This window comes from Rubrobacter sp. M3-4 (assembly GCF_059772285.1).
On record NZ_JCBAJP010000012.1, the window covers coordinates 50,980 to 74,922 of the forward strand.

Here is a 23,943-nt window from a genome sequence, read left to right on the forward strand (position 1 = left end):
TCAAATTACCAGAGTGCGAAGCATGAATCAAGCGCGTGCGCGGCCTCGCGCAATTCCTCCGGGATCGGCGAGCGGAACTCCATCCTCTCCCCGGTGACCGGGTGCTCGAAGGCGAGGTGCTCGGCGTGCAGCCAGAGCCTCCTGCCAGGGACGGGTTTGCCGTAGAGCGGGTCGGCGTAGACCGGGTAGCCTATGGCGGCGAGATGCACCCGGATCTGGTGCGTCCTCCCCGTCTCCAGGCGCACCCTGAGCATCGTGTGCCCGGCGGCCTCCCGCAGCACCTCGAAGTGGGTGACGGCGGGCCTCCCCACCCCGGCGGCCATCAGCGCCGGGCGCTCCGGGTCGCGCCCGACCGGGGAGTCTATCGTGCCGGTCTCGGGCAGCCCCTCCCCCACGACGAGCGCCCGGTAGATCCTCCGCACCCGCCGGGCGGCCATCATCTCCACGAGCCGCGAGTACGCCGGCTCCCCTTTCGCCAGGGTCATGAGCCCCGAGGTGTCCCGGTCCAGCCGGTGGACGATCCCCGGCCTCTGCGGGTCGTCCCCGCCCGCGATGCCCCGGTCCAGGAGCGCGTTCACGAGCGTCCCGGAGGGGTTGCCCGCGCCCGGATGCACCACGAGCCCGGCGGGCTTGTCCACGACCAGCAGGTGCTCGTCCTCGTAGACGACGGGAACCGGGATCTCCTCGGGCGAGGGAACCGTCTCGGGGAGGCGGGCCTCCACGCGCTCACCGCCGCGCACCCGGTAGGAGGGGGTAGAAGGGGCGCCATCCACCAGGAGCTCTCCGTCGCGGATCATACGCTGCACGGCGCTGCGGCTGATCCCGAGGCGCTCCGCGGCGAGCCTGTCGAGCCGCTCGCCCTCGTCCCCGGGGGAGATCTCGAACCGCCCGGTGCTCACCCGCCGCGCAGGTATTCGTCGAAGGCCCCGGCGACGCCCTCCGGCTCCACACCCTTCAGGAAGAGCACCTTCTCACGAGCCGAAGAACCGCGCACCAGCTCCACGTCGGAGGGCTTCATCCCGAGCAGACCGGCGACGAATCGGCGCAATTCGGCGTTGGCCCGGCCCTGTGTGGGCGGGGCGCCCACCCGGACCTTGAGCGCATTCCCGCCGTAGCTTCCCGCGATCCGGCTGCGCCCGCTCCCCGGCGAGACGTGCACCCTCAGCAGCGTCCCACCGTCGCCGGCCTCCAGGAACCCCTCATCCACGCCCGGAGGCCGCCTCCTCCTCTTCGCCGGCCTGCGGCGGATCTCCTTCCTCCCGCCCCTCCAGCACCTGCGTCTCCTCTTCCGCCGGGCGGGCCTCCTCATCTGGAGGCTCTTCCTCCTGCAGGGCGCGCACGGCGTGCAGGTCGAGCCGCTCCCTGAGCGAGGCTTCGATCTCCCTGGCCGAGGCCACCTCCGCCCCCTCCATCACCCGCAGGTAGCCGCTGAGCAGCTCCCTGAAATCCGAGGCGAACCGTTCCTTCGCCGCCTTGAGTGCCTCGTAGGAGGAGCGTGCCTGCTCGATACGCGCGGAGGCGTCGGAGAGCATCTGGGAGGCCTTCGTCCGCGCCTCCCGCACGATGAGCTCCGCCTCGCGGTTGGCGTTCAGCCGGAGGCTCTCGGCCTCCCTCTTCGCGCTCTCGCGCACGTCCTCGGCCGCCTTCTCCGCCTGAACCAGCGCCTCGCGGATCGAAGACTCGAGCTCCTCGAACTGCTCCAGGCGCTCCCTTACGCTCGAGATCTCCTCGTTTATCTTGATGTTCTCGGTGTAGATGCGCTCGAACTCGTCGGCGACCGTCTCAAGGAAGTCCTCCACCTGGGCGGTGTCGTACCCCCGGAAGCTGCGGCCGAACTCCTTGTTTCGGATATCGAGCGGCTTGATGCTCATGGCTCATCACCCCGTCACAGGTCGGATGAAGTTCGCGATGATCGAGAGCAGTAGACTACGCGCTATCGAGAGCCCGATCAAGGCTATGATCGGCGAGAGGTCGAGCGCGATCCCACCGAACTGCAACGCGGGTATCGCCCGCCTTATGGGGGAGAGGATCGGCCGCACCACGCTGCCGACGATGTCGTAGAGCGCCTGCAGGAAGCTGTTCGAGGGATACCCCGGGAACCAGCTCAAGAGCACGTTTATCAGGATGAAGGCGAACAGGATGTAGTAGAAGTAGACGACCACGCCCGCGAGAAGCGAGGCCACGCTGAAGCCGAACGACTGCAGGAGGAGGGCCACCGCTACTTACCGCCCAGCCCGCGCGCCCGCTCGGCCGCGGCGTTGACCCCGTCGTAGACGGCGCCGACGAAACCGGCCTTCTCCATCGCGACGAACGCCGCGGCGGTCGTCCCCCCCGGCGTCATCACCTCGTCGCGCACCTGGTGCGGGCTCTGCTCCTTGAGCAGGACCGCCGTTCCCTGCAGCGTGGCGTTCACCAGCCGACGGGCCACCTCGCGCGGGATGCCCTCGCGTACACCGGCCTGGATCAGGGCGTCGGCGAACAGCGCCACGTAGGCCGGCCCAGATCCGTGCAGCGCCGTCGCCGCGTCGAAGAGGCGCTCGGGAAGCTCGATCACGTCCCCCACGTGCCGGAAGATCGCCATGACCTCCGGCAGCAGGCGCCTACCCGGCTCGTTCGACGTGACCACGGCCGACCCCAACCCGACCGAGGCGCACACGTTCGGCATCACCCGCAACACCGCCGTCCCCGGCGGCAGCCCATCCTCGATCGCGGCGATGGAGATCCCTGCGGCCACGCTGGTCACGGCCTTCCCGGTGTCCTCGACCGCCGGGTAGATCTCGCGCAGCACCCCGGCGACGTCCCAGGGCTTGACCGCCACGATGATTATCTCGCATCCTTCGGCGAGCTCCGCGTTGGAGGATGCCGCGCCGACGCCGTAGGACCTCTCGTACTCGGCGAGCCTCTCGGGGTGGGTGTCGCTCACCGAAAGCTCGTAGTCCCCCGATGCGGCGAGCCGTACCAGGAGCGAGCCCCCGATCTTGCCGGCCCCGATTATCCCGACTCGCCTCTTGCGGCCCGTCCCTTCCATGCTCAGAGCTGGTTGAAGAAAGCCCGCTCGGCGAGGCGCTTGCGCTCCTCGGCGGAGACCTCGACGTTGCGCGGCGTCAGCAGGAAGACCCGGCTGGCGACCGTCTGGATCTGACCCTCCAGCGCGTACGTGAGCCCGGAGCAGAAGTCGACCATCCGCCGCGAGAGGTCGGAGTCCACGTTCTGCAGGTTGAGGATCACCGGCTGCTGGCGCTTGAAGCGGTCCGCGAGATCCTGCGCGTCGTTGAAGCTCGTGGGCTCGACCACGCTCACCCGCGTCGGGCGCTGGTCGGGGACGGCCCGCAGGCGCGCCGGCGCACTTCCGGAGGATCGCTCCCGGCTCTCGCCGAAGAGGTCCCCGAGCGAGGAGCCCCCGTAGGAGGAGGACGGGGAGCGCTCGGAGCGCCCGAGCCTCCTGACGGTGGGCTCGGGTTCTATCTCCCGCTGGCGCGCGGACTCTCCCCTGGCCCGCACGCCCTCCTCCTCTTCCTCGAGGTAGTAGTCGTCCTCGTCCACCCCGAAGCCGAACCACGCCGCCATGCGTCCGAAGCTGTCCTTAACTCCCATCTCGCCTCCTCAAAGGGCTCAACCCTCCCGTATCAGCGTGCGCCCTATCCTTACTATGGTGGCCCCTTCCTCGACGGCGACCGTGTAATCGTTGCTCATGCCCATCGAGAGCTCCGAAAGGTCGAAGCATCCGCGCCAGGATTCCCTGAGACGATCGCGAATGGCTCTTAACCTCGCGAAAACATAGCGCACATCTTCTGCATCTTCAACCAGCGGGGCCATCGTCATGAACCCGCGCACGGAGACCTTCCCCCCGGTCGCGGCGGCCGCCTCGAGGAGCCTCTCCACCTCGCCCTCCGGCACGCCGTATTTGGACTCCTCCCCGCTGACGTTGACCTGCAGGAGCACGGGCACCCCACCACCCTCCGGGGCGCGCTTCGCGAGCTCCTCGACGAGCCGCACGGAGTCTACCGAGTGTATGAGGCTGACCCTGCGCACCACCTCCTTCGCCTTGCGCCGCTGGAGGTGCCCGATGAAGTGCCACTCGAAGGTCTCGCCGAAGATCTCCTGCTTGCGCACGAGATCCTGCAGCCGGTTCTCCCCGACCAGGCGCGCCCCGGCCCCGGCGAGCGCGGACATCTGCTCGGGCTCGAAGTATTTCGTCGCGACGAGCACCCGCACCTCTTCCCCGGTGCGGCCGCCGCGCTCGAGGGCGCGCGCCACGTTTCGCTCGACCTCCTCTAGGTTCTCGCGTATGGTGCGCGAGGAGACCCGCATCAGAGCCTCATCACCGCCGCCAGGTTCCTGCCGGTCTTCGGCTTCTCCTTGCGGTTGGAGAAAAAGAGCTCGGGCGTGCACCCCGTGCACACCCCGAGGTCGTACACGTCCTCCACCCCGGCATCCTCGAGGTCCCGCCGTATCGCCTCCGGGAGCGAGAGCATCCGACCGGTGACGACCTCTTCCCCGAACTTCTCCGCGAAGCGCCCGGCGAGCCCGGGCGATACCTCGTAGCAGCAGCGCCGGATGCAGGGCCCTATGTACGCGAGGCGGGGGCGGGAGCGCATGCTCCGGACGGTCTTCCCGGAGATGCCGGCGAGCGTCCCCCGCCAGCCGGAGTGGACGATCGCGACCTGCTCCTCCCCCACGAGCACGACCGGCACGCAGTCGGCCACGGTGACGGTGAGCGCGAGCCCCCGCTCCCGGCTCACGAGCGCGTCGGCCTCCCCGGCGAAGCCGCCCTCGGAGACCTCGACCACCGTGTCTCCGGCGACCTGGGCGGCCCAGGCCCTCGGCGCGTCCCCGAGCGCCCGGGAGACCAGGCGCAGGTTCTGCGCGACGGCCTCCTCGTCGTCCCCGACCGCCCTGGAGACGTTCAGGCTCGCGTAGGGTGGAGCCGAGACGCCCCCACGCCGGGTGAAGAACCACACCCGCGCGCCCTCGGGCTGAGGCTCGGGGGCGAGGTAGACGGCCCCGCCGGGGGCGGTGTGGAGGCCGCTAGCGGCGGCGCAGGAACGCGGGGATGTCAAGGGAGTCCTCGTCGCCGTCGGCCTCGGAGGAGGACCCGCTCTCCCGCGGCTCGAACGCCGGCCGCTCGCGCCGCTGGTTGGCGAGACGCTCGTCGAAGCCGGTGGCGATGACCGTCACGCTCACCTTGTCGCCGAAGTTCTCGTCTACGACGGCCCCGAAGATCAGGTTCGCATCCTCGTGCGCCGCGCCGTGTACGATCTCGGCGGCCTCGTTGACCTCGAAGAGCCCGAGGTCCGGCCCGCCGGTGATGTTCAGGATGATCCCGGTCGCCCCCTCGATGCTCGCCTCGAGCAGCGGGCTCGAGATGGCCGCCTTAGCCGCCTCCACGCCGCGGTTCTCGCTGTTGGACTCCCCGATGCCCATCAGCGCGGACCCGGAGTTCTGCATGATCGTGCGTACGTCGGCGAAGTCGAGGTTTATGAGGCCGGGCACGGTTATCAGGTCCGTTATCCCCTGCACGCCCTTGCGCAGCACGTCGTCGGCCATCTTGAAGGCGTCCATCATGCTGGTGCGCTTCTCGGCGACCTGCAGCAGACGGTCGTTGGGGATGACGATCAGGGAATCGACGTTCTCTTTGAGGCGCTTTATCCCCTCCTCGGCGTAGGTCGAGCGCCGCCGCCCCTCGAAGGTGAACGGCCGGGTCACCACCCCGACCGTCAGCGCCCCGAGCTCGCGCGCTATCTTCGCGACGACCGGCGCGGCCCCGGTCCCCGTGCCCCCGCCCTTCCCGGCGGTGATGAAGACCATGTCCGCCCCCCTGAGGGCCTCCTCTATCTCCTGCTTGTTCTCCTCGGCGGCCTCCATCCCGATCTTCGGATCCGCCCCGGCGCCGAGGCCCCGCGTGATCTTCTCCCCGATGTGGATCTTCTGGTCCGCATCGCACATCTGCAGCGCCTGCGCGTCGGTGTTGATCGCGACGAACTCGACCCCCTGCAGACCGGAGTTGATCATGCGGTTGACGGCGTTGGTCCCGCCCCCGCCGATGCCCACGACCTTTATGACCGCCAGATAGTTCGTGCCCGCGTCTAACATCCGTGCTCTTCCTCCAACGCCTGTTCTCCCGAAGTTTCCTCTTTGCTACTCACTCGCCCCGAAACCAACTCTTGATAGCGGCCACAATGCTACCAAAACTGAATTTCGTTGCACCCTCACCCTCTGCTACAGGTTCATTGTGTCGGGGTCCGAAACCCAGCAGCCCGACCGCGGTCGAATACTGAGGCTTGCGTAGAGCTTTAGCGTTCCCTTCGAGCCGGCGCGGGGCCGCCTTCGAGGCGCGCATCCCCAGGATCTCCTCGCACACCTCGTCCATGCCTTCGAGGAGCGACCCGCCGCCGGTGAGGAAGACGCCGCCGGGCAGGAGGCCCTTCACGCTGGCCTCGCGCAGGGCGTCGCGGGCGTACTCGAAGACCTCCCTGGCGCGGTACTCGAGGATCTCGCTCAGGAAGTGGGCGTTGTAGTAGCGGTTGCCGAGCCTGACGGCGGCGACGGGGTCTATGGTCCGGGAGAGGGCCGAACCGTAGCGGACCTTGAGCCTCTCGGCGACCTCGAAAGACACCTTCATGCCGTAGGCCACGTCCGAGGAGAAGCTCTCCCCGCCGATCGGGATGACCGCGGCGTGCACCATCACCCCGTCCTCGAAGACCGCGAGGTCGGTGGTCCCGCCGCCTATGTCCAGGAGTACCGCGCCCCTGGCACGGGCCCGTTCGGGGAGGCAGACCTCGGCGGAGGCGAGGGGTTCCAGGACGATGCGGGCCACCTCGACCCCGCAGTCCTCCACGGCGTACAGGAGGTTCTGGATGCTGGTCACCGCGCCGCTCACGACGCTCGCGCGCAGCGTCACCCGCCGGGCCGCCAGCCCGAGCGGATGTCGCACCCCGTTCGAGCCGTCGAGGACGTACTCGCGGGGCACGACGTGTATGACCTGCCTCCCCTCGCGGGTGGCCGACAGGCGGGCCTCTTCCTCGAGCCGCTCCAGGAAGGGCTGCGTGACCGTCAGGTCCTCCCCGCGGTTGAGCAGCGTGACCTCGACCCGGGCGCACTCGACGTGGCTGCCCGCGATACCCACGACGACCCGCGAGCCGGCCGGGACCCCGCAACGCTCCAGCGCCCGCGCCACTGTATCGGCGGCGGCGTCCCGGTCCACCACGACGCCCTTCCTGAGACCGCGGCTCGGCACCTCGCCCACCGAGACCACCTCGGCCGGGGTCTCCCCTTCGGGGGGCAGACCGGCGAGCGCGACCACCTTCGTGGTGCCGACGTCCAGCGCGTAGACCGGGCGTCGTGAGGTGCCCGCGCTTTCGTTACCCCCGGCCGGCATCCCCGGAGCTGCCGACCACCACGCGCTCCGGCGAGCGCAGATCGAAGACCTTCGCGGTGGGGTTGCGGCGCATGATCTCTTTCAGCGCCCGGGCCTGCGCGGTCGTCACCTTTCCGTAGAACACCACCTCGCGCCCGGACGCCCGGGCGTAGACCCCACCGGGGGTCACGCTGCTTATCCTCTGCACGCGCACGCCGTTTTTTTCGAGCACCCTGATACCGTCCACCACCCTCTCGAGCTCGTAGCGGTCGAGGTTCACGGGGCTGAGCCGGGCACCCCCCGCGCCCGGCAGCCGGGTCCCGTCCTGCGCGACGAAGATCTTCTTTCCAGAGACGTTCGCCTCCAGGACGGCCCGCCGCTCCTCTACCTGGACCGTGACTATACCCGATCTCCAGTCCCGCAGCACCCTCGCGTCCTCGATCCAGGGGTTGGTCTCGAGCCTCCGGACCAGAAGCCCGGAGTTGAGGGTGAGGAGGCTCGAGCGGTCCGGGATCTGGGCCCGGACCTCCCGGGCGGGGACCACGCTGTTGCCCGTGACCCTGACGCCCTTCACCGGGAAGAGCAGCCCGGAGACGATGTAGACGGTCGCGGCGGTCAGGGCGGCGACGGCGACCGAGACCGAAATCGCACGCAAGAAGCGGCCCGGCGAGAAGCGCACGACCCTCCCCTCAGAGTATGGCGAGCAGCTCATCGCCGACCCTGGAGACGTCCCCGGCGCCGAGGGTGAGCACGGTGTCCCCGCTCTCGCAGATCTCGCGCAGGACGCGGGGGATGACGTTGAGCTCCGGGAGGTAGTAGACCTCGGGCCGGTGCGGCACGTCGCAGATCGCGTCGACGATCAGCTTCCCGTTCACCCCCGGAAGAGGCATCTCCCCCGCACCGTAGACCTCGGTGACGAGCACCGCGTCCGCCGCCGAGAACGCCCCGCCGAACTCCCGGTAGAGCCGGCGGGTGCGCGAGTAGCGGTGCGGCTGGAAGACCGCGATCACCCTACCTCCGGGCTCCAGCGTCGCCCGCGCCACCTCGAGGGTCGCGGCGAGCTCGGTCGGGTGGTGGGCGTAGTCGTCGACGACCCTGATGTTCGAGCGCACCCCCTTGAGCTGGAAGCGTCGCCGCACCCCGGAGAACGTCGCGAGCGTGCGGGCCGCCTCGTAGGCGTCGTGGCCGAGCCAGCGCGCCACCGCGGCCGCAGCGAGCGAGTTGAGCACGTTGTGCCTCCCGAAGACGCCGAGCTCGACCTCGCCGAGCTCCTTCCCGTCCTCGAGCAGAACGTAGCGGTTCGGGCCGAGTATGCGCGCCCGGAGCTCCCCGCCGGAGATGCCGTAGGTGACCACCTCGCACGGAGCCCGGGAGGCGAGCTTCAGGCAGCGCTCGTCCTCGGCGCAGGTCACCAGCAGGCCGTCCTCCGGCAACCCCCCGACGAAGCGGGAGAAGGTCTCCAGGACGTCGTCGAGCGAGTGGTAGAAGTCCGGGTGGTCGAACTCGACGTTGGTCACCACGGCGGCCTCCGGCCTCAGGTAGAGCAGCGAGCGGTCGCTCTCGTCCGCCTCGGCCACCACGAGCTCCCCCGCACCGTCCAGGGCGTTGGATCCGATATCGTTGAGCTCCCCGCCGACGAGCGCCGTCGGGTTCTCCCCGAGAACCCTGAGGGCGTGGGCGATCATGCTCGTCGTGGTCGTCTTGCCGTGGGTCCCGGCGACCGCGATACCCCGTTTGCCCTCCAGTATCTTGGCCAGGGCCTGCGCCCGGGGGATGACGGGGATGTCTCTCCTTCTCGCTTCGAGAACCTCCGGGTTGGTCTTCGGGATCGCCGTCGAGACCACCACGACCTCCGCCTCCCCGACGTTGGAGGCGTCGTGACCGATCACCACCGGAACCCCCGCCTCGCGCAGCCTCTTCGTGTAGCTGGACTCCTTGAGGTCGGAGCCGGTCACCTCGTGCCCTCTGGCGTGGAGGATCTGGGCGATGCCGCTCATCCCGGCTCCCCCGATCCCGACCATGTGTATCCTCACTTCCGTACCCTCCCCTGATCTTCCTTCCGCCGGGCCGCCTCGACGAGGGCCGCGGCCACCTCCGAGGCGGCATCCGGCGTCGCCAGCTCTTTCATCCGGGCGGCGAGCCGCTCCCGGCGCTCCCCGTCGCCGAGCAGCCCCTCGACCCTCTCCCTCAACCTCCGGGCGTCGACCTCCCCGTCCAGCATCATCTCCGCCGCCCCGCGCTCGGTGAAGTAGCGGGCGTTGTGCAGCTGGTGGTCCTGGGCGGCGTAGGGGTAGGGGACGAGTATAGCCGCCCTCCCGGCCGCCGCCAGGTCGAAGAGCGAGCCGGCGCCGGCCCTCGTGACCGCGAGCTCGCAGGCCGCGACGTAGCGCCAAAGCTCGGGCTCGTACTCCAGTATGAGGTGCCGCGGGTTCTTCGTCGAGAGCCGGCCGTAGTCCCTCCTGCCCGCGACCTGCACCACCGTGTACGGGGTCTCGCCGGAGCCGAAGGCCTCCTGGGCGGCCAGGTTGATCCTGAGCGCCCCCCCACTCCCGCCGAAGACGAGGACGACCGGCGGCTCGAGGCCGAGCTCTCCGAGCGCCCTCTCCCTGTCCGCCGCGAAGAACTCGCGCCGGGTCGGCATCCCCACCACCCGCGCCCCGCGCAGCACCCCGGCCGCCTCGGGGAAGGTCACGAACGTACCGGAGGCCACGCGGCTCGCCAGCCGGTTCACCCGGCCGGGCACCGAGTTCTGCTCGTGCAGGAACGTCGGTATCCCGAGCGAACGGGCCGCGGCCACCGCCGGCGCGCTCGCGTACCCCCCGACCCCGAGCACCGCACCGGGCTCGAAAGAGCGCATCAGCCCGCGGCAGGCGAGCACGGCCCGGGCGAAGAGCGCCGCCGCCCGTCCCCGGTCGAAGACGCCGCCCGCCATCCCCCGCAGCGGCAGCGGGTGGAAGGGGTATCCCGCCCGGGGCACCAGATCCGCCTCTATCCCCGAAGAGGCGCCCACGAACTCAACCGTGGCCCCCCGCCCGGCGAGCTCCCCGGCCACGCACAGCGCGGGGATCGCGTGCCCGCCCGTCCCGCCGCCCGCTATCAGTATCCTCGCTGGCGCTCGCACCCGCATCGACCTCTCTCACTCGCTCGCTGTCCTCGGATATCCGGTAGAGGATACCGACGGCTGCAAAAGATACCATCAGGCTCGATCCGCCGTAGCTCACGAACGGGAGCGTCATCCCGGCCAGCGGCAGCACACCGGTCGCCGCCCCGACGTTGAAGACCGCCTGAACGGTGAGCATCGTCGTGATCCCGGCCGCCACGCAGCGCGCGGCGGTCGTGGGCGCGCCGAGCGCGATCCTGTAGCCGGCGAGCGCGACGAAGACGAAGACCCCGATGACGACGAGCATCCCTATCAGGCCGAGCTCCTCGCCGATGAGCGCGAAGACCATGTCCGTCCGTATCTCCGGGATGTAGGCCACCCGCTCCCCGGCGCCGGGCCCGGCCCCGAGGAGGTTGCCGCTCCTTATCGCCAGCATCGACTGCACGATCTGGTACCCCGATCCCCTGGCCGAGGACCACGGGTCGAGGAAGGCGAGGAACCGCTGCCTGCGGTAGGGCTCGAGCAGCATGACCCCGACGAGCCCTACGGTAGAGACGGCCCCCAGCGAGAGCAGGCTCCGGGTTCGCACCTCGGAGGCGAGGAGCACCCCGCCGACCCCGGAGAGGATCACGAGCGAGGTCCCGAAGTCCGGCTCGGCGACCACCAGCAGGAAGAGCAGCCCGACCGCCGCGAGCGCGCCGACCGGGAACTTCCGGCCGGGCCGGTAGCGGGCGAGCGCGAAGCTCGCGACGAAGATGGCGGCCAGCTTGGCGAACTCCGAGGGCTGCAGGCTCAAAAACCCCAGGTCGAACCACCTCCTCGCCCCCCCGACTTCGGTCCCGATCCCCGGCACCAGGACCAGAAGCAGGGCCGCGAGCACGGCCAGGTAGAAGGCCGGGTAGACCCTGCGCCACGTGGTGTATCGGATCTTCCTGACTACCGCGAAGATGACGACCCCGAGCACGATGTGCGCCGCGCGCACGATCAGGTAGTGCGCCCCGTAGTCCCGGTAGGTGGCCGAGTAGACCATCACCGCCCCGAGCAGCGAGAGCCCGAGCGTGGCGAGGAACAGGTTGGACCGCAGGGAGGTACCGTGGCCCATCTATCCCTCCTCCTTCACGAGCCGGGTGAAGGCCTCTCCCCGCTCGGCGTATCCGGAGAACTCGTCGAAGCTCGCGCATCCGGGCGAGAGGAGCACCACGTCCCCGGTCCGGGCCTCCCGACGCGCCGCCTCCACCGCCCGGGCGAGGTCGGGCACCAGCAACAGCCTCCCGTCCATCGCCGCCTCCCGCGCCAGATATTCGTGTATCCCCGGCCCGGCCTTCCCGAAGCAGACCACCGCCCGGCAGCGGCCGAGGACGGGCAGAAGCTCCCCGAAGCCGGTCTCCTTCTCCGAGCCTCCGAGCAGGAGCACCACCGGCCGGTCGAAGCTCTCCAGGGCGGCGGCGACCGAGGAGGGGTTGGTCGCCTTCGAGTCGTCCACGTAGAGCACGCCCCCCCGTTCGGCGACGACCTGCAGGCGGTGCGGCTTGAGCCGGTAGGAGACGAGGGCCGCGGCGATCCCGGCCCGGTCCGCGCCGAGCCTCTGCGCCAGGGCCGCCGCGAAGAGCGCGTTCTCCAGGTTGTGCCGGCCGGTGAAAGAGAGCCGCCCGGTCTCGACGAGACGCTCGCCGCGCAGAAGGAGCCACCCGTCGCGCACCTCCGTTCCCTCCTCCCCGACCACGAGCGTCTCGGCCGCGAGTGAGGACACCGCCCCGCTCCCGACCGGGTCACGGGCGCTCACGACGGCGAGATCCTCCGGCCGCTGCCCCGCGAAGATCCTGAGCTTGTCCCGGGCGTACTCCTCGAAGGAGGAGTGCCAGTCGAGGTGATCCGGCCGCACGTTGAGGAGGGCCGCGGCCTCGAAACCGAACCCTTCGAGGTAGTGGAGCTGGAAGGAGGAGAGCTCGAGCAGCAGCACCCCCGCGCGCCGCGCCTCCTCGACACAACCGCTGAGCGCCCGCCAGGAGTTGCCCGCCACGGCGTGATCCAAGCCGGCCTCGCGCAGCATCGCGCCCGCCATGTCCACCACGGTGGTCTTGCCGTTGGTGCCCGTCACCGCCGCGACCCGCACCCCACCTCCGAGCATCCCGAGCGCGACCCCGACCTCGGGCACGATCTCCATCCCCCTCTTCTCCGCGGCCGAGAGCACCGGGTCGGAGGGCGGCACGCCCGGGCTCACCACCACCCGCCCGACGCCCTCCAGGGCTTCGTCCGGGGAGACCCCGAGCCGTCCCTCGACCCCGAGCTCCCGCACGACCCGGCGCAGCTCCGGGGAGTCCGCCAGGTCCGCGGCGACGACCCCCATCCCGCCCTCATCGAGCAGCGCCCGGCACGCCGCGCGCCCCGACTCCCCGAGCCCGTAAACCAGTGTCTTCCCTGACTTCATGACCTCCTCACGCCGGGTTGTAGAGGGTGAAGTAGTAGAGGATGAACCCCGAGGCGGCGAAGGCCGCCTGCACGATCCAGAAACGCACCACGACCTTGTTCTCCTTCCACCCCGAGAGCTCGAAGTGGTGGTGGATCGGGGCCATCTTGAACACCCGCCGGCCGGTCATCTTGAAGACCGTGTACTGGATGATCACCGAGAGGGCCTCTATGACGAACAGCCCGCCCACCACCGGCAGGATCAGCTCGGTCTTGGTCAGGATGGCGGCCGCGGAGAGCACCCCTCCGATGGCCAGAGACCCGGTATCCCCCATGAACACCTCCGCGGGGTGCGCGTTGTACCACAGGAAGCCGACCGCCGCCCCGGCCATCGCCCCGCAGATCACGGCCACGTCGTACTGCCGCTCGAGGAAGGCTATCCCGGTGTAGGCGGCGAGCGCCAGCGTTCCGGTCCCGGCCGCGAGCCCGTCGAGCCCGTCGGTGAGGTTCACCGCGTTCGTCGTCCCGGCTATGACGAGCAGCGAGAACAAACAGAAGAACACCACCCCGAGCGATCCGGGACCGAGCATCAGGTTCCGGTCGAGCCCCGGCACCACGACCTCCTGCGTCATCCCGACGTAGTGCAGCGCCAGCACGTCCGCGACCACCACCGCCCCCACCTGCAAGAGGAACTTGTAGCGGGCGCTCAGCCCCTCGCTGCGCCGCTTGGAGATCTTCTGCCAGTCGTCGTAGAGCCCGATCCCGGCGGCCACCGCGATGATTATCAGCATCGCCACCGTCGTCCAGTTGAGCCGCGCCACGACCACCAGCGCCCCCAGGAGCCCCAGCAGCATGACCACCCCGCCCATCGTCGGGGTGCCCGCCTTGATCAGGTGCGTCTGCGGACCCTCCTCGCGTACGAACTGGCCGAACTTCCGGCTCTGCAGAAACGCTATGAACTTGGAGCCGAGGCTGACCGTCACGAAGAAAGCGACCCCGGCTCCCAGAATCACGCTAAACAACGGCCAGGTTCTCTCTCAGCCTGCGGGTCAGGGCATCGAGCCCGACGCCGCGCGACCCCTTGACGACCACGTAATCCCCGTCCTCCAGGCGCTCCTCCAGCACCCCGTGCGCCTCTTCGACGTCCCCGCACAGGACGGCCTCGCCGGAGAAACCCTCGGCGTACCAGCGCGCCTCGTCGCCCACGCAGACCAGAAGATCGAAGCCGAGCTCGTCCGCGAGGCGTCCGATCTCCCGGTGGTACTCCCGGGCCCAGAGCCCGAGCTCGTACATCCCGCCGAGCACGGCGACGCACCTCCGCCCCTGCTCTCCGGCCTGAGCCCTCGCGTAGCGCAGCACGGCCTGCATCGCCGCCGGAGAGGCGTTGTAGGTGTCGTCGTAGAGCACTATGTCCCCCCGCAGGTGGTAGACCTCCCCGCGCAGCCCGGTACGCTTCACCCGCGAGAGCCCCGCCGCGCACTCCTCCAGCGAGAGCCCCAGAGCGAGCGCCCCGCCCGAGGCGGCGAGCAGCGGCTCGACCAGGTGCGTCCCGAAGACGGGGCTTTGCACCGGCACGCTCCGCCGTCCGAGGTGCATCCTGAAACCGAGCCCTTCCGGCCCTTCCCTGACCTCCGAGGCCCAGAGGTCCACGCCTTCCTGCCGCCCCCGGCCGAAGGTTATCCGGCGGCGGAGGTTCCTCCCCTCGGCGATCGCGGCCGGGGGAACCCCCACCGGCGCGACCATCACGCCGTCGTCGGGGAGCGAGCGCGCGAGCTCCCCCTTGCCCCGGGCGATGCCCTCGATGCTCCCGAAAGTGTCCAGGTGCACCGGGGCGATGGCGGTGAGAACACCCACCCGCGGGGGGGCGATCCGGCAGAGGTGGGCGATGTCACCCTCGTGCGTCGCCCCCATCTCGAGCACCATCACCTCCGAGCTCTCGTTCGCCGAGAGTACGGTGAGCGGCAGCCCGATCTCGTTGTTGTAGTTGCCGCCGGTGGCGGCAACGTGCCTGCCCGCTGTCCTCAGGATGGCGGCGAGCGCGTCCTTTGTCGTGGTCTTGCCGACGCTGCCGGTTATCCCGACGACGACCGGGGGCTCGGGCTCCCAGGTCTCGATGCTCCAGCGCGCCAGACGCTGCAGGGCATCGAGCGGGTCGCCCACCACGAGCGTGGGCCCCTCGACCGGCCGGCCGGCGACCACCGCCACCGCCCCGCGCGCGAGGGCGTCCCCGGCGTACTCGGCGCCGTCCACGCGCCCCCTGAGCGCGAAGAAGAGCTCGCCCGGCCCCGCCCGGCGGGAATCGATGCACACGCCGCGCACCGTCCGTCCGGCCCGTACGCCCACCATCCGGGCCCCGATCACCCGGGCCACCTCTTCGAGCGGCGTGCTCCTCATGTCCGGCAGACCGCCTTCTTGTCGGGGGCCACGCCCGCGACCCGTGGGTCGGGCGGCACGTTGTAGTAGCTCAATGTGTAGCCCATGACCTCCCTGAAGTACGGTGCCACGACCGTCTCGCCGTAGATGTCCCCCTGCGGGTCATCGACGATCATGAGCACGAGGTACCTGGGGTCGTTCGCCGGGGCGAACCCGATGAACGACGCGACGTAGTCCGTGGTCGAATAGGTGCCGGTCGCGGGATCGACCTTCTGGGCCGTCCCGGTCTTCCCGGCGACCCGGTATCCTGGGATCCTGGCGCAAACTCCCGTCCCCTTGTCGACCACGCTCTGGAGCATCCCGTTTACTATAGATGAGGTTCTGGGGCTTATCACCCGGGGTCCGGGCTTCGTGTCGTGCCCCTGCACCACGTGCGGGGTGACGAGCCGGCCGCCGTTGGCGATCGCCGCGTAGCCGGCGGCGAGCTGCAGCGGGGTGACGGTGAGCCCCTGCCCGAACGGGATGTTGCCTATCGTCGTCCCGCTCCACTGCCGATACGGAGGCACGTACCCCGGCGACTCGCCGGCGAGGTCTATCCCGGTCTTCTTCCCGAACCCGAACCGCTTTATGTACTCGTAGAGCCGCCGCCCCCCGAGCCTCTCGGCGATCTTGGTCGCCCCCACGTTGCTCGAGACCTGCAAGACCTTCGCCGGGGTCATCTGCTCCACCGGGTGCGGCAGGGAATCGTGCACCACGGCACCGGGGATCTGGATCTGATCCGGCACCGCGAAGGTGGTGTGGGGCGTTATGACCCCCTCCTGCAACGCCGCGGCGACCGTGAAGGCCTTGAAGGTCGAGCCCGGTTCGTACGGGTCGGTGAGCACCCGGTCGCGCTGGAGTGCGCCCGGCGCCTGGTCGTAGTGGTTGTCGTCGTAGCCGGGAACGTTGGCGAGCGCGACGATGGACCCGTCCCGCACGTTCATGACGAGCCCCCTGGCGCTCCTCGCGTGGAAGCGGTGCATGGAGTCCGAGAGGGCCTTCTGCAGCTGCTGCTGCACCGCGGCGTTTATGGTCAGGCGCACGTCTTGCCCCTTCGAGAGCCTCTTGTCGTAGGTCGCCTCCACGCCCCCGTAGGCCCTGCCGTAGTCGCTGTAGTAACCGAGAAGCTGGCTCGCGAGATCACCATCCGGATAGACCCTCTTCGCGTCCGGCATGGTGTATATACCCTCTATGCCGAGGTCGCGCACCCTGCGGGCGACGTCGAGGTCCACGTTCCGGGCCACGACGCTGTAACCGCTCAGCCTGCCGTTCGACCCCCGTTTGGTGAGCAGCCCCTCGATCTCTTTCTGCTTCATCTGCCCCCCGAGGACGCGCGCGAGCTTCGCGGCGGCCTTCTTCGGGTCTTTGATCTGGTAGGGCGTGGCCACCACGTCGGCGGTCCTGACGGAGGTCGCGAGCTTCTGACCGCCGGCGCCGAGGATGCTCCCGCGCCCGGCGGCGGCGTCCTGCTGGGCCACTCCCCCCGCCTGCTCGGAGGCCAAAGCCCTGTACGCCCCGGTACCGTCCAGGCTCAGATAGGCCGCCCTGCTGCCCAGGAGAATCCCCGCGACGGCCACCCCGGCCGCCACCGCCCGCAGGCGCGAGCGGCCGGATCCGGGACGCGCGCGGGATCGTCTCCCGCGCCCGGTTTTCATCCTCCGCCTATCTTCCTCCTCCTTTGGCGCTCTTCTTCTGGGCATTCTCCCCATCCTCCCCGATCTTTCTCCCTACGACGTAGACCTTCATCTCGTTGCCGCCCGGGTCCTTCATCCCGAGCTCCGTACGTGCCAGGGTGCGTATCCTCTGCGGCCGCGAAAGCCGCGCCACCCGGACGTCGAGCTTCTCCCCCTGAGCCTGCATCCGGGCCTGCTGCTGCCTGAGATCCTGCACCCGGGCGTCCAGCCGGCTCGAGATGGCGTGCACGTAGACGTTGCCGAGCATCAGCAGCACGGGGACGACGACGAGCGCGAGGAACCTCCGGCGCCGGATGGCGGCACGCCGGCGCAGCTGCCGGCGGCGCCGGATCTCGCGCCGCCGGATCTCACGCTCCCGCTCGTCGCCCCTCTCCCAGATCTCCGGCGACCACGCACGCCCCCGGTTCTCCTGCGGGACGGCCACCTAAGCCTCACCCTCCCTCGGAGGCTCGGCGGTACGTACGGCGCTCCTGAGCCGGGCGGAGGCGCTGCGGGGGTTGCGCCCCACCTCTTCCCGCGAGGGACGCATCACCTTCGCCCGCCGGAACGTCGGACGGGCCCCGCAGACGCAGACCGGCAGCTCCGGGGGACAGGTGCACCTGCCCTCCCTCTCCTTTATGAACCGCTTGACGATCCGGTCCTCCCCGGAGTGGAAGGAGACGACCACGAGCCTCCCTCCCTCCCGGAGCAGACGCTCCGTGGCCTCGAGCGCGCGCCGGAGCCCGCCGGGCTCGTCGTTGACGTGCATCCTCACCGCCTGAAAGACGCGCTTGGCAGGATTGCCCCCCCGACGCCTCCAGCCGACCGCCGCCCTCACCGCCTCCGCGAGATCCGTCGTGGTCGAAAGCGGGCGCCGCGCGACGACCTCCCGCGCGATGCGGCGGGCCTCGCCCCGCACGACGTCCCCGTGGCGCACGAGGACCTCCGTGATCTCTTCTTCGGAAGCCCCGTTCAGGAAGCCCGCCGCGGAGACGCCAGAGGTCGGGTCCATCCTCATGTCCAGCGGCCCCTCGCGCACGTAGCTGAAGCCCCGGCCGGGGTCGTCGACCTGGTGGCTCGAGAGCCCGAGGTCGAAGAGGACCGCGTCGACCCGCCAGCCCTCCTCGACCATCTCCCGCAGGACCTCGTCGTAGGGGCCGGGACGGAAGACGAAGCGCGCGTCGCGCACCAGCGCGGCCCGCCGCCCCGCCTCCGGGTCCCGGTCCACCCCAACGACTCTCCCATCCTCCCCGAGCAGCTCCAGTATCCTGCGGGTGTGCCCGCCGCCGCCGAAGGTGGCGTCGACCACCGTCTCGGAGCCCCGGAGGTCGAGCGCCTCCATCACCTCCTCGAGCATGACCGGCGTGTGCGAGAGCGCCATCACGCCTACAGCTCCCTCCCGGCGAACTCCTCGACGATCTCAGCGAAGCTCTCGTCCGCGCTCTCCACGTAGCGGTTCCACTCCCCGGTGTCCCAGATCTCCAGCCGGTCATCGACGCCGGCGAGAGTCACCTCCCGCTCCAGCCCGGCATAGCGTGCGAGCTTCGCCGGGATCAAAACACGCCCCTGCCGGTCGAGCGTCGCCTCGAAGGCCATCGAAAAGAACATCCTCGAGAGCTGACGCCCCCGCGCCGAAAGATCGGCATTGGCCTTTATGTTGGCCTTGAACGCCGCCCACTCCTCGGGCGGAAACGCAAACAGACACCGGTCCACACCCTTGGTGATCACGATGCCACCCTCGAAGTACGGCCGGAGCTTGGAAGGGAGGGTGAGACGCCCCTTCTCGTCCAGCGTGTGCTCGTACTCGCCAAGAAGAGCCAGGGCACCTCCCTCCCACTACGCTCCACTTTGACCCACGGCTGCGCTGATTCTTGCATATCCATCTCCAAACCGCAATCGGTGGTGGTGCGAGAACCCCTCCAACACCATCTGGAGGTCGTCGATACGCCTTTATCCCCCCTCCCCAGGGGTATGGACTCCCTCTAACAGGGGATTTTTCGTGGAAGATGTCCGGGGTGGCCGAAGGGTCTGCGCGCGGGATGGAATGTCAATATGTCGGGGCGTGCATATCGCGCGCTACAACATATCGGAGAAGATGAAATTGGGGCTATGATTTCTGGGAGATGGTGGTAAGGGGTGTGGGCCCACCAGGACTCGAACCTGGGACCGTCCGATTATGAGTCGGATGCTCTGACCAACTGAGCTATGGGCCCGCTGGGGGCTCCCCTGGCTGGACTCGAACCAGCAACCCTTCGGTTAACAGCCGAATGCTCTGCCAATTGAGCTACAGGGGAATATTTGCGGGGCGTAATTATACGGGTGGAGGGTCTGGTATTCAAGGAACGGCGGGGACGTCGCGCATCGCCCTCTCCAGCAGGCGGGCACGGGCGTGCAGCTTCGCCTTGAGGTCGTAGTCGGTGGTCTCGCGTTTGCGGCGCCGGCAGCTGAGGACGCCGAGGCGCAGCCAGGCTTCGCGCACCGACTCGCGGGTGGGATAGAGCCGCTCTCCGTAGCTGGCCAGCTCACCGACGGCGTCCATCCTGCTCCGGAGCCGCTCGTCGGTGAGCACGCCGTCGAGGCTCTCCCCGGCGTGATCCCCGAGGATGGAGAAGATCTCCGCCTGTTCGCGGTCCGAGAAGTCCTCTTGCCGCAGGAAGAAGGGCTCCGGCAGGACCGGGGAATCCACCCCCTGGCGGAGGAGAGGGCCGGTGAGATCGGGCCGGGTGAGCATGAGAGCCAGGACCTCGCGCCCGGCCTGCAGGTGTGGGTCGTCCGGGGAGGGACGGTCATACCCCCGCACCGGCACGTCCCCGACGGAACGCTCCTGCAGGAGCCGGGCCGGAACCCCGAGGGCCTCCGAGGCGATCCGCACGGCCTCCCGGCGCAGTACGGGATCGTGCAGACCCCGGATCATGGCGCGCACCTCCGGCAGGGCCCGCGATCGGCTCGCGGCGTCGGCCCCCATGTACCGCCCGGCGATGCGCCGGATGCCGTACTCCATGACCGGCACGGCGCCGGAGAGCATGGAGGAGAGCTCGGAGGCCGGGTGCGAGAGGACCCAGTCGGCCGGGTCCTCCTCGAGCTTCATGACCCGCACGTCGAGCCTGAACCGGGCCGCGGCCGCGGTGACCCGCTCCACGGCCTTCTCGCCCGCGGCGTCCGGGTCGAACAGGAGGTATATGGTGTCGGCGTGGGCGCTCAGGGTCCTGAGGTGCGCCTCGGTCATCGCCGTCCCGAGCGTCGCCACCACGTTCTCCACCCCTCCCTGATGGAGCATCAGCACGTCCGTATACCCCTCCACGACCACCGCCGATCGCTCCCTTCGCATCGCCCCCGCCGCCTGCGGCAGCCCGTACAGCAGGTTCCGCTTGTTGAAGACCTCGGTCTCCGGCGTGTTCAGGTACTTGGGCATCCCCTCCCCGACGACCCGCGCCCCGAAACCCACCACCCGCCCCCGACGATCCGAGATCGGAAACGTGATCCTGCCCGCAAACCGCTCCCTCCCCCGACGCGACAGCAGCCCCGCGAGCCCGAGCTCCTCCTCCCCGACCCTGACCTTCCGCATCGCCCGCACGAACGCCTCCCTCCCCCCCTCCGGCGCATAGCCCAGCCTGAATTCTCCTATAGTAGATTGCGAGATTCCGCGCTCTGCGAGGTACCTCCGCGCGCCCTCTGCGGCGCGGGAGTGGGTGAGGAACTTGTGGTAGTAGACGGCGGCGGCGGCGAGGGCCCGGTAGATCCTGCGCCGGCGGGACTCGGCCCGTCGGGCCCTCTCCGCCTCTTCGGGGGAGGAGGATTCGTATTCGATGCGCAGGCCGTTCTTCTCGGCCAGGTACTGGACGGCCTCGGCGAAGGTCGTGGAGTGCAGATCCTGCACGAGCTTTATCGCGTCTCCCCCCCTCTGGCAGCCGAAGCAGTAGTAGAGGCCAAGGTCCGGGGAGACGCTGAACGAAGGGGTTTTTTCCTGGTGGTCCGGGTAGGGGCAGAGGCCGACGAAGCGGGCGCCCTGTCTGCGCAGGGCGGTGAACTCCGAGGCCGCCTCGACGACATCCGCGGCCTGTCGAACCTCGTCTATGGTGCGGCGTGAGATCCTCAAAACCCTTCAGCCCGCTCCCCGCAATCGATATCCGCCGGGGGTAATGTTACCCTACGCGTCGTGAGTTTCGGAGCCGGAGGAGAGTACGCGGACCTTCCCCCCGGGGTGAGCTTCGCCCCGAAGGACGAGCCTCTGCGCCGCGACATCAACCGGCTCGGGCGCGTGCTGGGGCGGGTTCTGATCGAGCGGGAGGGAAGAGAGTTTTTCGAGAGAGAGGAAGAGGTGCGGCTGCTGTGCAAGCGGTTGCGCTTCGACTACGATCCCGCCCTCGAAGAGAAGCTCCGGCGGCGCATAGCCGCGATGAGCGCGGTGGAGCTCGAGAAGCTCGTGCGGGCCTTCTCGGTGTATTTCCAGCTCGTCAACATCGCCGAGCGCTACCACCGCGTCCGGCGCCGGAGGCAGTACGAATCGTCCGACGAGAACCCGCCGCAGCGGGCTTCGATCGGCAGCGCCATGCTCGGCTTCAGGGAGGACGGACTCGAAGCCCGGCGGCTGCGCGAGCTGCTCGCCCGGACGAACGTCACGCTGGTCCTCACGGCGCACCCCACCGAGGCCATGCGGCGCACGGTGCGCAACAAGCACACGCGCATAGCGGAGGTGCTCGAGGAGCTGGAGGTCAGGGATCTCACCTGGCGGGAGCGGCGGCGCCTCGAAGAGAAGCTGCACGAGGAGGTCTCCCTCCTGTGGCAGACGGACGAGCTCCGCTCCCGGCGACCCGAGGTGCGGCAGGAGATAGAGCGCACGCTCCAGTTCTTCGAGAAACCCCTGATCTCCGCCACGCTCGACGTCTACCGCGAGCTGGACGACGAGCTCGCGCGGCGCTACCCCGGCGAAAGGTTCGAGATCGGACGGGTGCTGGAGTTCGGATCCTGGGTCGGCGGGGACCAGGACGGCAACCCGATGGTGCATCCGGAGACCCTGCTCGAAGCGCTCGAGATGCAGCGGAGGCTCATCCTGAACAGGCACCTGGAAGACATCCTGGCGCTCGCCGACCATCTGAGCCAGTCCGCCAGGTTCTCCGGGGTTTCGCCGGAGCTCCGGGAGTCGCTGCTCCGGGACGAGGAGCGCTTCCCGGAGCTCGCGGGATGCTCCAGCGAAGCCGACCCGGACGAGCTCTACCGGCGCAAGCTGCTCCTCGTGGCCGGTCGTCTGAAGAAGACGCTTGAGGAGCCCGGCTCGCCGCAGGCCTACGCCGGAGCCGAGGAGCTCCTGGAGGAACTCGAGCTCATCAGGCGTAGCCTGATCTCCGGCGGGGACGAAAGGACCGCCTCGGGGAGGCTCGAGGACCTCGTACGTCAGGTGGAGGTCTTCGGGTTCCATCTGGCCAAACTCGACGTCCGGCAGGAGAGCTCGCGGCTCGTGCGGGCCGCCTCGGAGATCACGCAACGCCTCGGGGTGGGAGAGCTCCTCCCGCTCGGGGAGGACGAACGCTGCTCGCTGCTGCGCTCCCTCATAAGCCGCAGCGAGCTTCCGGAGGAGGTAGAGGGGCTCTCGCCGGAGGCTTCGGAGGTCTTCGAGACGTTCACGAGCATCAGAAAGGCGCAGGAAGAGTTCTCCGGACGCCCGGTCGAGAACTTCGTCCTGAGCATGGCCCACCACACGAGCGACGTGCTTGCCGTCCAGTTCCTCGCCCGGCTCGCCGGGCTCATCGACGTCTCCACAGACGGCGGGTGTGCAAGGAGCAGGATCCGGGTCTCACCCCTCTTCGAGACGATCGACGACCTCGAGCGCGCCCCGGAGGTGCTGGACGCGCTGCTCTCCGACCCCTTCTACCGCTCCTCGGTGGAGAGGGACGGCAACCTGCAGGAGGTGATGCTCGGCTACAGCGACTCGGGCAAAGACGCCGGTTACATCACCAGCAACTGGGCGCTCTACCGGGCTCAGCAGCGGCTGGTCGAGGTCGCCCGCGAGCACGGGGTCGTCCTGCGGCTCTTCCACGGGCGCGGAGGCTCGGTGGGCCGCGGTGGAGGTCCGAGCTACGAGGCCATAAAAGCCCAGCCCCCCGGCACCATCGGGGGGAGCATCAGGATCACCGAGCAGGGCGAGGTGATCTCGTTCAAGTACGGCATGCGGGGCCTCGCCCGGCGCAACCTGGACACCACCCTCGCCGCCGTGCTGGAGGCGAGCGCCGGGCAGGGCGCCATCGAGCCCGAAGAAGCGTGGGTGCGGGCGATGGAGGAGATCTCGGCCCGCTCGCGGGAGGTCTACCGGGCGCTAGTCTACGGCGACGAGGGGTTTTTGGAATTCTTCTCCGCGACCACCCCCATAAACGAGCTCTCGCTCTTCAACATCGGGAGCCGCCCGGCCCGAAGGGCCTCCCGCCCGGACGTCGAGAGCCTGCGCGCCATACCGTGGGTGTTCGCCTGGACGCAGAACCGGCTCCTGCTCCCCTCGTGGTACGGGGCGGGAACGGCCCTCTCGGAGCACGCGCGAAGGGACGGCGGGCTGCGCACGCTGCGCCGGATGTACGAGAGGTGGCCCTTCTTCAAAACCCTCATGGATTTCATGCAGATGACGCTCGCAAAGAGCGACCCGCGCATCGCCGAAGGCTACACGTCGCTACTTCCCGACGAGGAGCTGCGCCGGAGGCTCTGGGAGCGCGTCGCCGCCGAGCACGCGGCGTGCGTGCGCTCGGTCCTCGCCATAACCCGAAACGAGAACCTCCTGGACAACAACCCGGTGCTGCAGCGCTCCATCCGGCTGCGCAACCCCTACGTCGACCCGATCTCGCAGGTACAGATCAACCTGCTCGGCAGGCTGCGCTCCCTGCCGGAAGGCTCGGAGGAGCGCGAGGAGGTGACGCGGGCGATGCTCTTCACGATCTCCGGCATCTCCTCCGGGATGCTGAACACCGGCTGATCCGCCGCCCCTTGCCGGGACGGCGGGAGACGCAGACGCG

Annotated in this window: 23 protein-coding genes and 2 tRNA genes; 1 reads left to right on the forward strand and 24 read right to left on the reverse strand. The window is 69.4% G+C overall.

Annotation, left to right across the window (positions count from 1 at the left end; translation table 11 throughout):
* Nucleotides 1-5: 5 nt before the first annotated feature.
* The 24 genes from AC6EKW_RS12630 to dnaG form a co-directional block, all read right to left on the reverse strand.
* Nucleotides 6-899: an RluA family pseudouridine synthase gene (locus AC6EKW_RS12630; RefSeq protein WP_498514570.1), complete on the reverse strand. Its 894-nt coding sequence runs from the start codon at nucleotides 897-899 to the stop codon at nucleotides 6-8.
* Nucleotides 896-1,207, reverse strand: coding sequence for a DUF167 domain-containing protein (locus AC6EKW_RS12635; RefSeq protein WP_498514571.1), 312 nt, complete (start codon nucleotides 1,205-1,207; stop codon nucleotides 896-898). The genes AC6EKW_RS12630 and AC6EKW_RS12635 overlap by 4 nt, the downstream gene beginning before the upstream one ends.
* On the reverse strand, nucleotides 1,200-1,871 hold the full coding sequence (locus tag AC6EKW_RS12640) for a DivIVA domain-containing protein (protein ID WP_498514572.1): 672 nt from the start codon (nucleotides 1,869-1,871) through the stop codon (nucleotides 1,200-1,202). Before AC6EKW_RS12640 ends, AC6EKW_RS12635 begins: the two co-directional genes overlap by 8 nt.
* A 6-nt stretch (nucleotides 1,872-1,877) precedes the next feature.
* A complete protein-coding gene (locus AC6EKW_RS12645; protein ID WP_273889200.1) occupies nucleotides 1,878-2,216 on the reverse strand; it encodes a YggT family protein in 339 nt (112 codons plus the stop codon).
* 2 nt (nucleotides 2,217-2,218) lie between these two features.
* On the reverse strand, nucleotides 2,219-3,028 hold the full coding sequence (proC, locus tag AC6EKW_RS12650) for a pyrroline-5-carboxylate reductase (RefSeq protein WP_273889201.1): 810 nt from the start codon (nucleotides 3,026-3,028) through the stop codon (nucleotides 2,219-2,221).
* A 2-nt stretch (nucleotides 3,029-3,030) separates the two neighbouring features.
* Nucleotides 3,031-3,594 carry a cell division protein SepF gene (locus tag AC6EKW_RS12655; protein WP_498514573.1) on the reverse strand — a complete coding sequence of 188 codons (564 nt, stop codon included), beginning with the start codon at nucleotides 3,592-3,594 and terminating at the stop codon, nucleotides 3,031-3,033.
* An 18-nt stretch (nucleotides 3,595-3,612) separates the two neighbouring features.
* Complete coding sequence (locus AC6EKW_RS12660; RefSeq protein WP_273889203.1) at nucleotides 3,613-4,311, reverse strand: YggS family pyridoxal phosphate-dependent enzyme; 699 nt, start codon at nucleotides 4,309-4,311, stop codon at nucleotides 3,613-3,615.
* A complete protein-coding gene (locus AC6EKW_RS12665; protein ID WP_273889204.1) occupies nucleotides 4,311-5,060 on the reverse strand; it encodes a purine nucleoside phosphorylase YfiH/LACC1 family protein in 750 nt (249 codons plus the stop codon). The genes AC6EKW_RS12660 and AC6EKW_RS12665 overlap by 1 nt, the downstream gene beginning before the upstream one ends.
* On the reverse strand, nucleotides 5,029-6,093 hold the full coding sequence (gene ftsZ / locus AC6EKW_RS12670) for a cell division protein FtsZ (RefSeq protein WP_498514574.1): 1,065 nt from the start codon (nucleotides 6,091-6,093) through the stop codon (nucleotides 5,029-5,031). The genes AC6EKW_RS12665 and ftsZ overlap by 32 nt, the downstream gene beginning before the upstream one ends.
* 49 nt (nucleotides 6,094-6,142) lie before the next feature.
* On the reverse strand, nucleotides 6,143-7,378 hold the full coding sequence (gene ftsA, locus AC6EKW_RS12675) for a cell division protein FtsA (RefSeq protein ID WP_273889206.1): 1,236 nt from the start codon (nucleotides 7,376-7,378) through the stop codon (nucleotides 6,143-6,145).
* Nucleotides 7,362-8,069 carry a cell division protein FtsQ/DivIB gene (locus AC6EKW_RS12680; protein WP_273889207.1) on the reverse strand — a complete coding sequence of 236 codons (708 nt, stop codon included), beginning with the start codon at nucleotides 8,067-8,069 and terminating at the stop codon, nucleotides 7,362-7,364. The genes ftsA and AC6EKW_RS12680 overlap by 17 nt, the downstream gene beginning before the upstream one ends.
* Nucleotides 8,047-9,390, reverse strand: a complete 1,344-nt coding sequence (gene murC, locus AC6EKW_RS12685; protein WP_498514575.1) for a UDP-N-acetylmuramate--L-alanine ligase — start codon at nucleotides 9,388-9,390, stop codon at nucleotides 8,047-8,049. The genes AC6EKW_RS12680 and murC overlap by 23 nt, the downstream gene beginning before the upstream one ends.
* A complete protein-coding gene (locus AC6EKW_RS12690) occupies nucleotides 9,387-10,478 on the reverse strand; it encodes a UDP-N-acetylglucosamine--N-acetylmuramyl-(pentapeptide) pyrophosphoryl-undecaprenol N-acetylglucosamine transferase (protein WP_273889209.1) in 1,092 nt (363 codons plus the stop codon). Before AC6EKW_RS12690 ends, murC begins: the two co-directional genes overlap by 4 nt.
* Nucleotides 10,372-11,559 (reverse strand): FtsW/RodA/SpoVE family cell cycle protein, encoded by a 1,188-nt coding sequence (locus AC6EKW_RS12695; RefSeq protein WP_498514576.1) that lies wholly within the window; start codon nucleotides 11,557-11,559, stop codon nucleotides 10,372-10,374. Before AC6EKW_RS12695 ends, AC6EKW_RS12690 begins: the two co-directional genes overlap by 107 nt.
* Nucleotides 11,560-12,885, reverse strand: a complete 1,326-nt coding sequence (gene murD / locus AC6EKW_RS12700; protein ID WP_498514577.1) for a UDP-N-acetylmuramoyl-L-alanine--D-glutamate ligase — start codon at nucleotides 12,883-12,885, stop codon at nucleotides 11,560-11,562.
* Between the two features lie 7 nt (nucleotides 12,886-12,892).
* Nucleotides 12,893-13,876, reverse strand: a complete 984-nt coding sequence (mraY, locus tag AC6EKW_RS12705; RefSeq protein WP_498514597.1) for a phospho-N-acetylmuramoyl-pentapeptide-transferase — start codon at nucleotides 13,874-13,876, stop codon at nucleotides 12,893-12,895.
* Nucleotide 13,877: 1 nt separating this feature from the next.
* Nucleotides 13,878-15,257, reverse strand: a complete 1,380-nt coding sequence (locus AC6EKW_RS12710) for a UDP-N-acetylmuramoyl-tripeptide--D-alanyl-D-alanine ligase (RefSeq protein ID WP_498514578.1) — start codon at nucleotides 15,255-15,257, stop codon at nucleotides 13,878-13,880.
* Nucleotides 15,254-16,930 carry a peptidoglycan D,D-transpeptidase FtsI family protein gene (locus AC6EKW_RS12715; RefSeq protein WP_273889213.1) on the reverse strand — a complete coding sequence of 559 codons (1,677 nt, stop codon included), beginning with the start codon at nucleotides 16,928-16,930 and terminating at the stop codon, nucleotides 15,254-15,256. Before AC6EKW_RS12715 ends, AC6EKW_RS12710 begins: the two co-directional genes overlap by 4 nt.
* A 7-nt stretch (nucleotides 16,931-16,937) precedes the next feature.
* Entirely contained in the window at nucleotides 16,938-17,393 is a 456-nt protein-coding gene (locus AC6EKW_RS12720; RefSeq protein WP_498514579.1) for a septum formation initiator family protein, read from the reverse strand.
* Nucleotides 17,394-18,329, reverse strand: coding sequence for a 16S rRNA (cytosine(1402)-N(4))-methyltransferase RsmH (rsmH, locus tag AC6EKW_RS12725; protein ID WP_498514580.1), 936 nt, complete (start codon nucleotides 18,327-18,329; stop codon nucleotides 17,394-17,396).
* A 5-nt stretch (nucleotides 18,330-18,334) separates the two neighbouring features.
* Nucleotides 18,335-18,769, reverse strand: coding sequence for a division/cell wall cluster transcriptional repressor MraZ (gene mraZ / locus AC6EKW_RS12730; RefSeq protein ID WP_273889218.1), 435 nt, complete (start codon nucleotides 18,767-18,769; stop codon nucleotides 18,335-18,337).
* Between the two features lie 318 nt (nucleotides 18,770-19,087).
* A tRNA-Ile gene (locus AC6EKW_RS12735) sits at nucleotides 19,088-19,161 on the reverse strand.
* 8 nt (nucleotides 19,162-19,169) lie between these two features.
* Nucleotides 19,170-19,242: transfer RNA gene (locus tag AC6EKW_RS12740), tRNA-Asn, on the reverse strand.
* Nucleotides 19,243-19,283: 41 nt separating this feature from the next.
* The gene (gene dnaG, locus AC6EKW_RS12745) at nucleotides 19,284-21,044 is read right to left on the reverse strand and encodes a DNA primase (RefSeq protein ID WP_498514581.1); all 1,761 of its coding nucleotides are present in this window, start codon (nucleotides 21,042-21,044) and stop codon (nucleotides 19,284-19,286) included.
* A 60-nt stretch (nucleotides 21,045-21,104) separates the two neighbouring features.
* Between dnaG and ppc the strand changes: the two genes are divergently transcribed.
* Nucleotides 21,105-23,903 carry a phosphoenolpyruvate carboxylase gene (gene ppc / locus AC6EKW_RS12750; protein ID WP_498514582.1) on the forward strand — a complete coding sequence of 933 codons (2,799 nt, stop codon included), beginning with the start codon at nucleotides 21,105-21,107 and terminating at the stop codon, nucleotides 23,901-23,903.
* Nucleotides 23,904-23,943 lie beyond the last annotated feature (40 nt).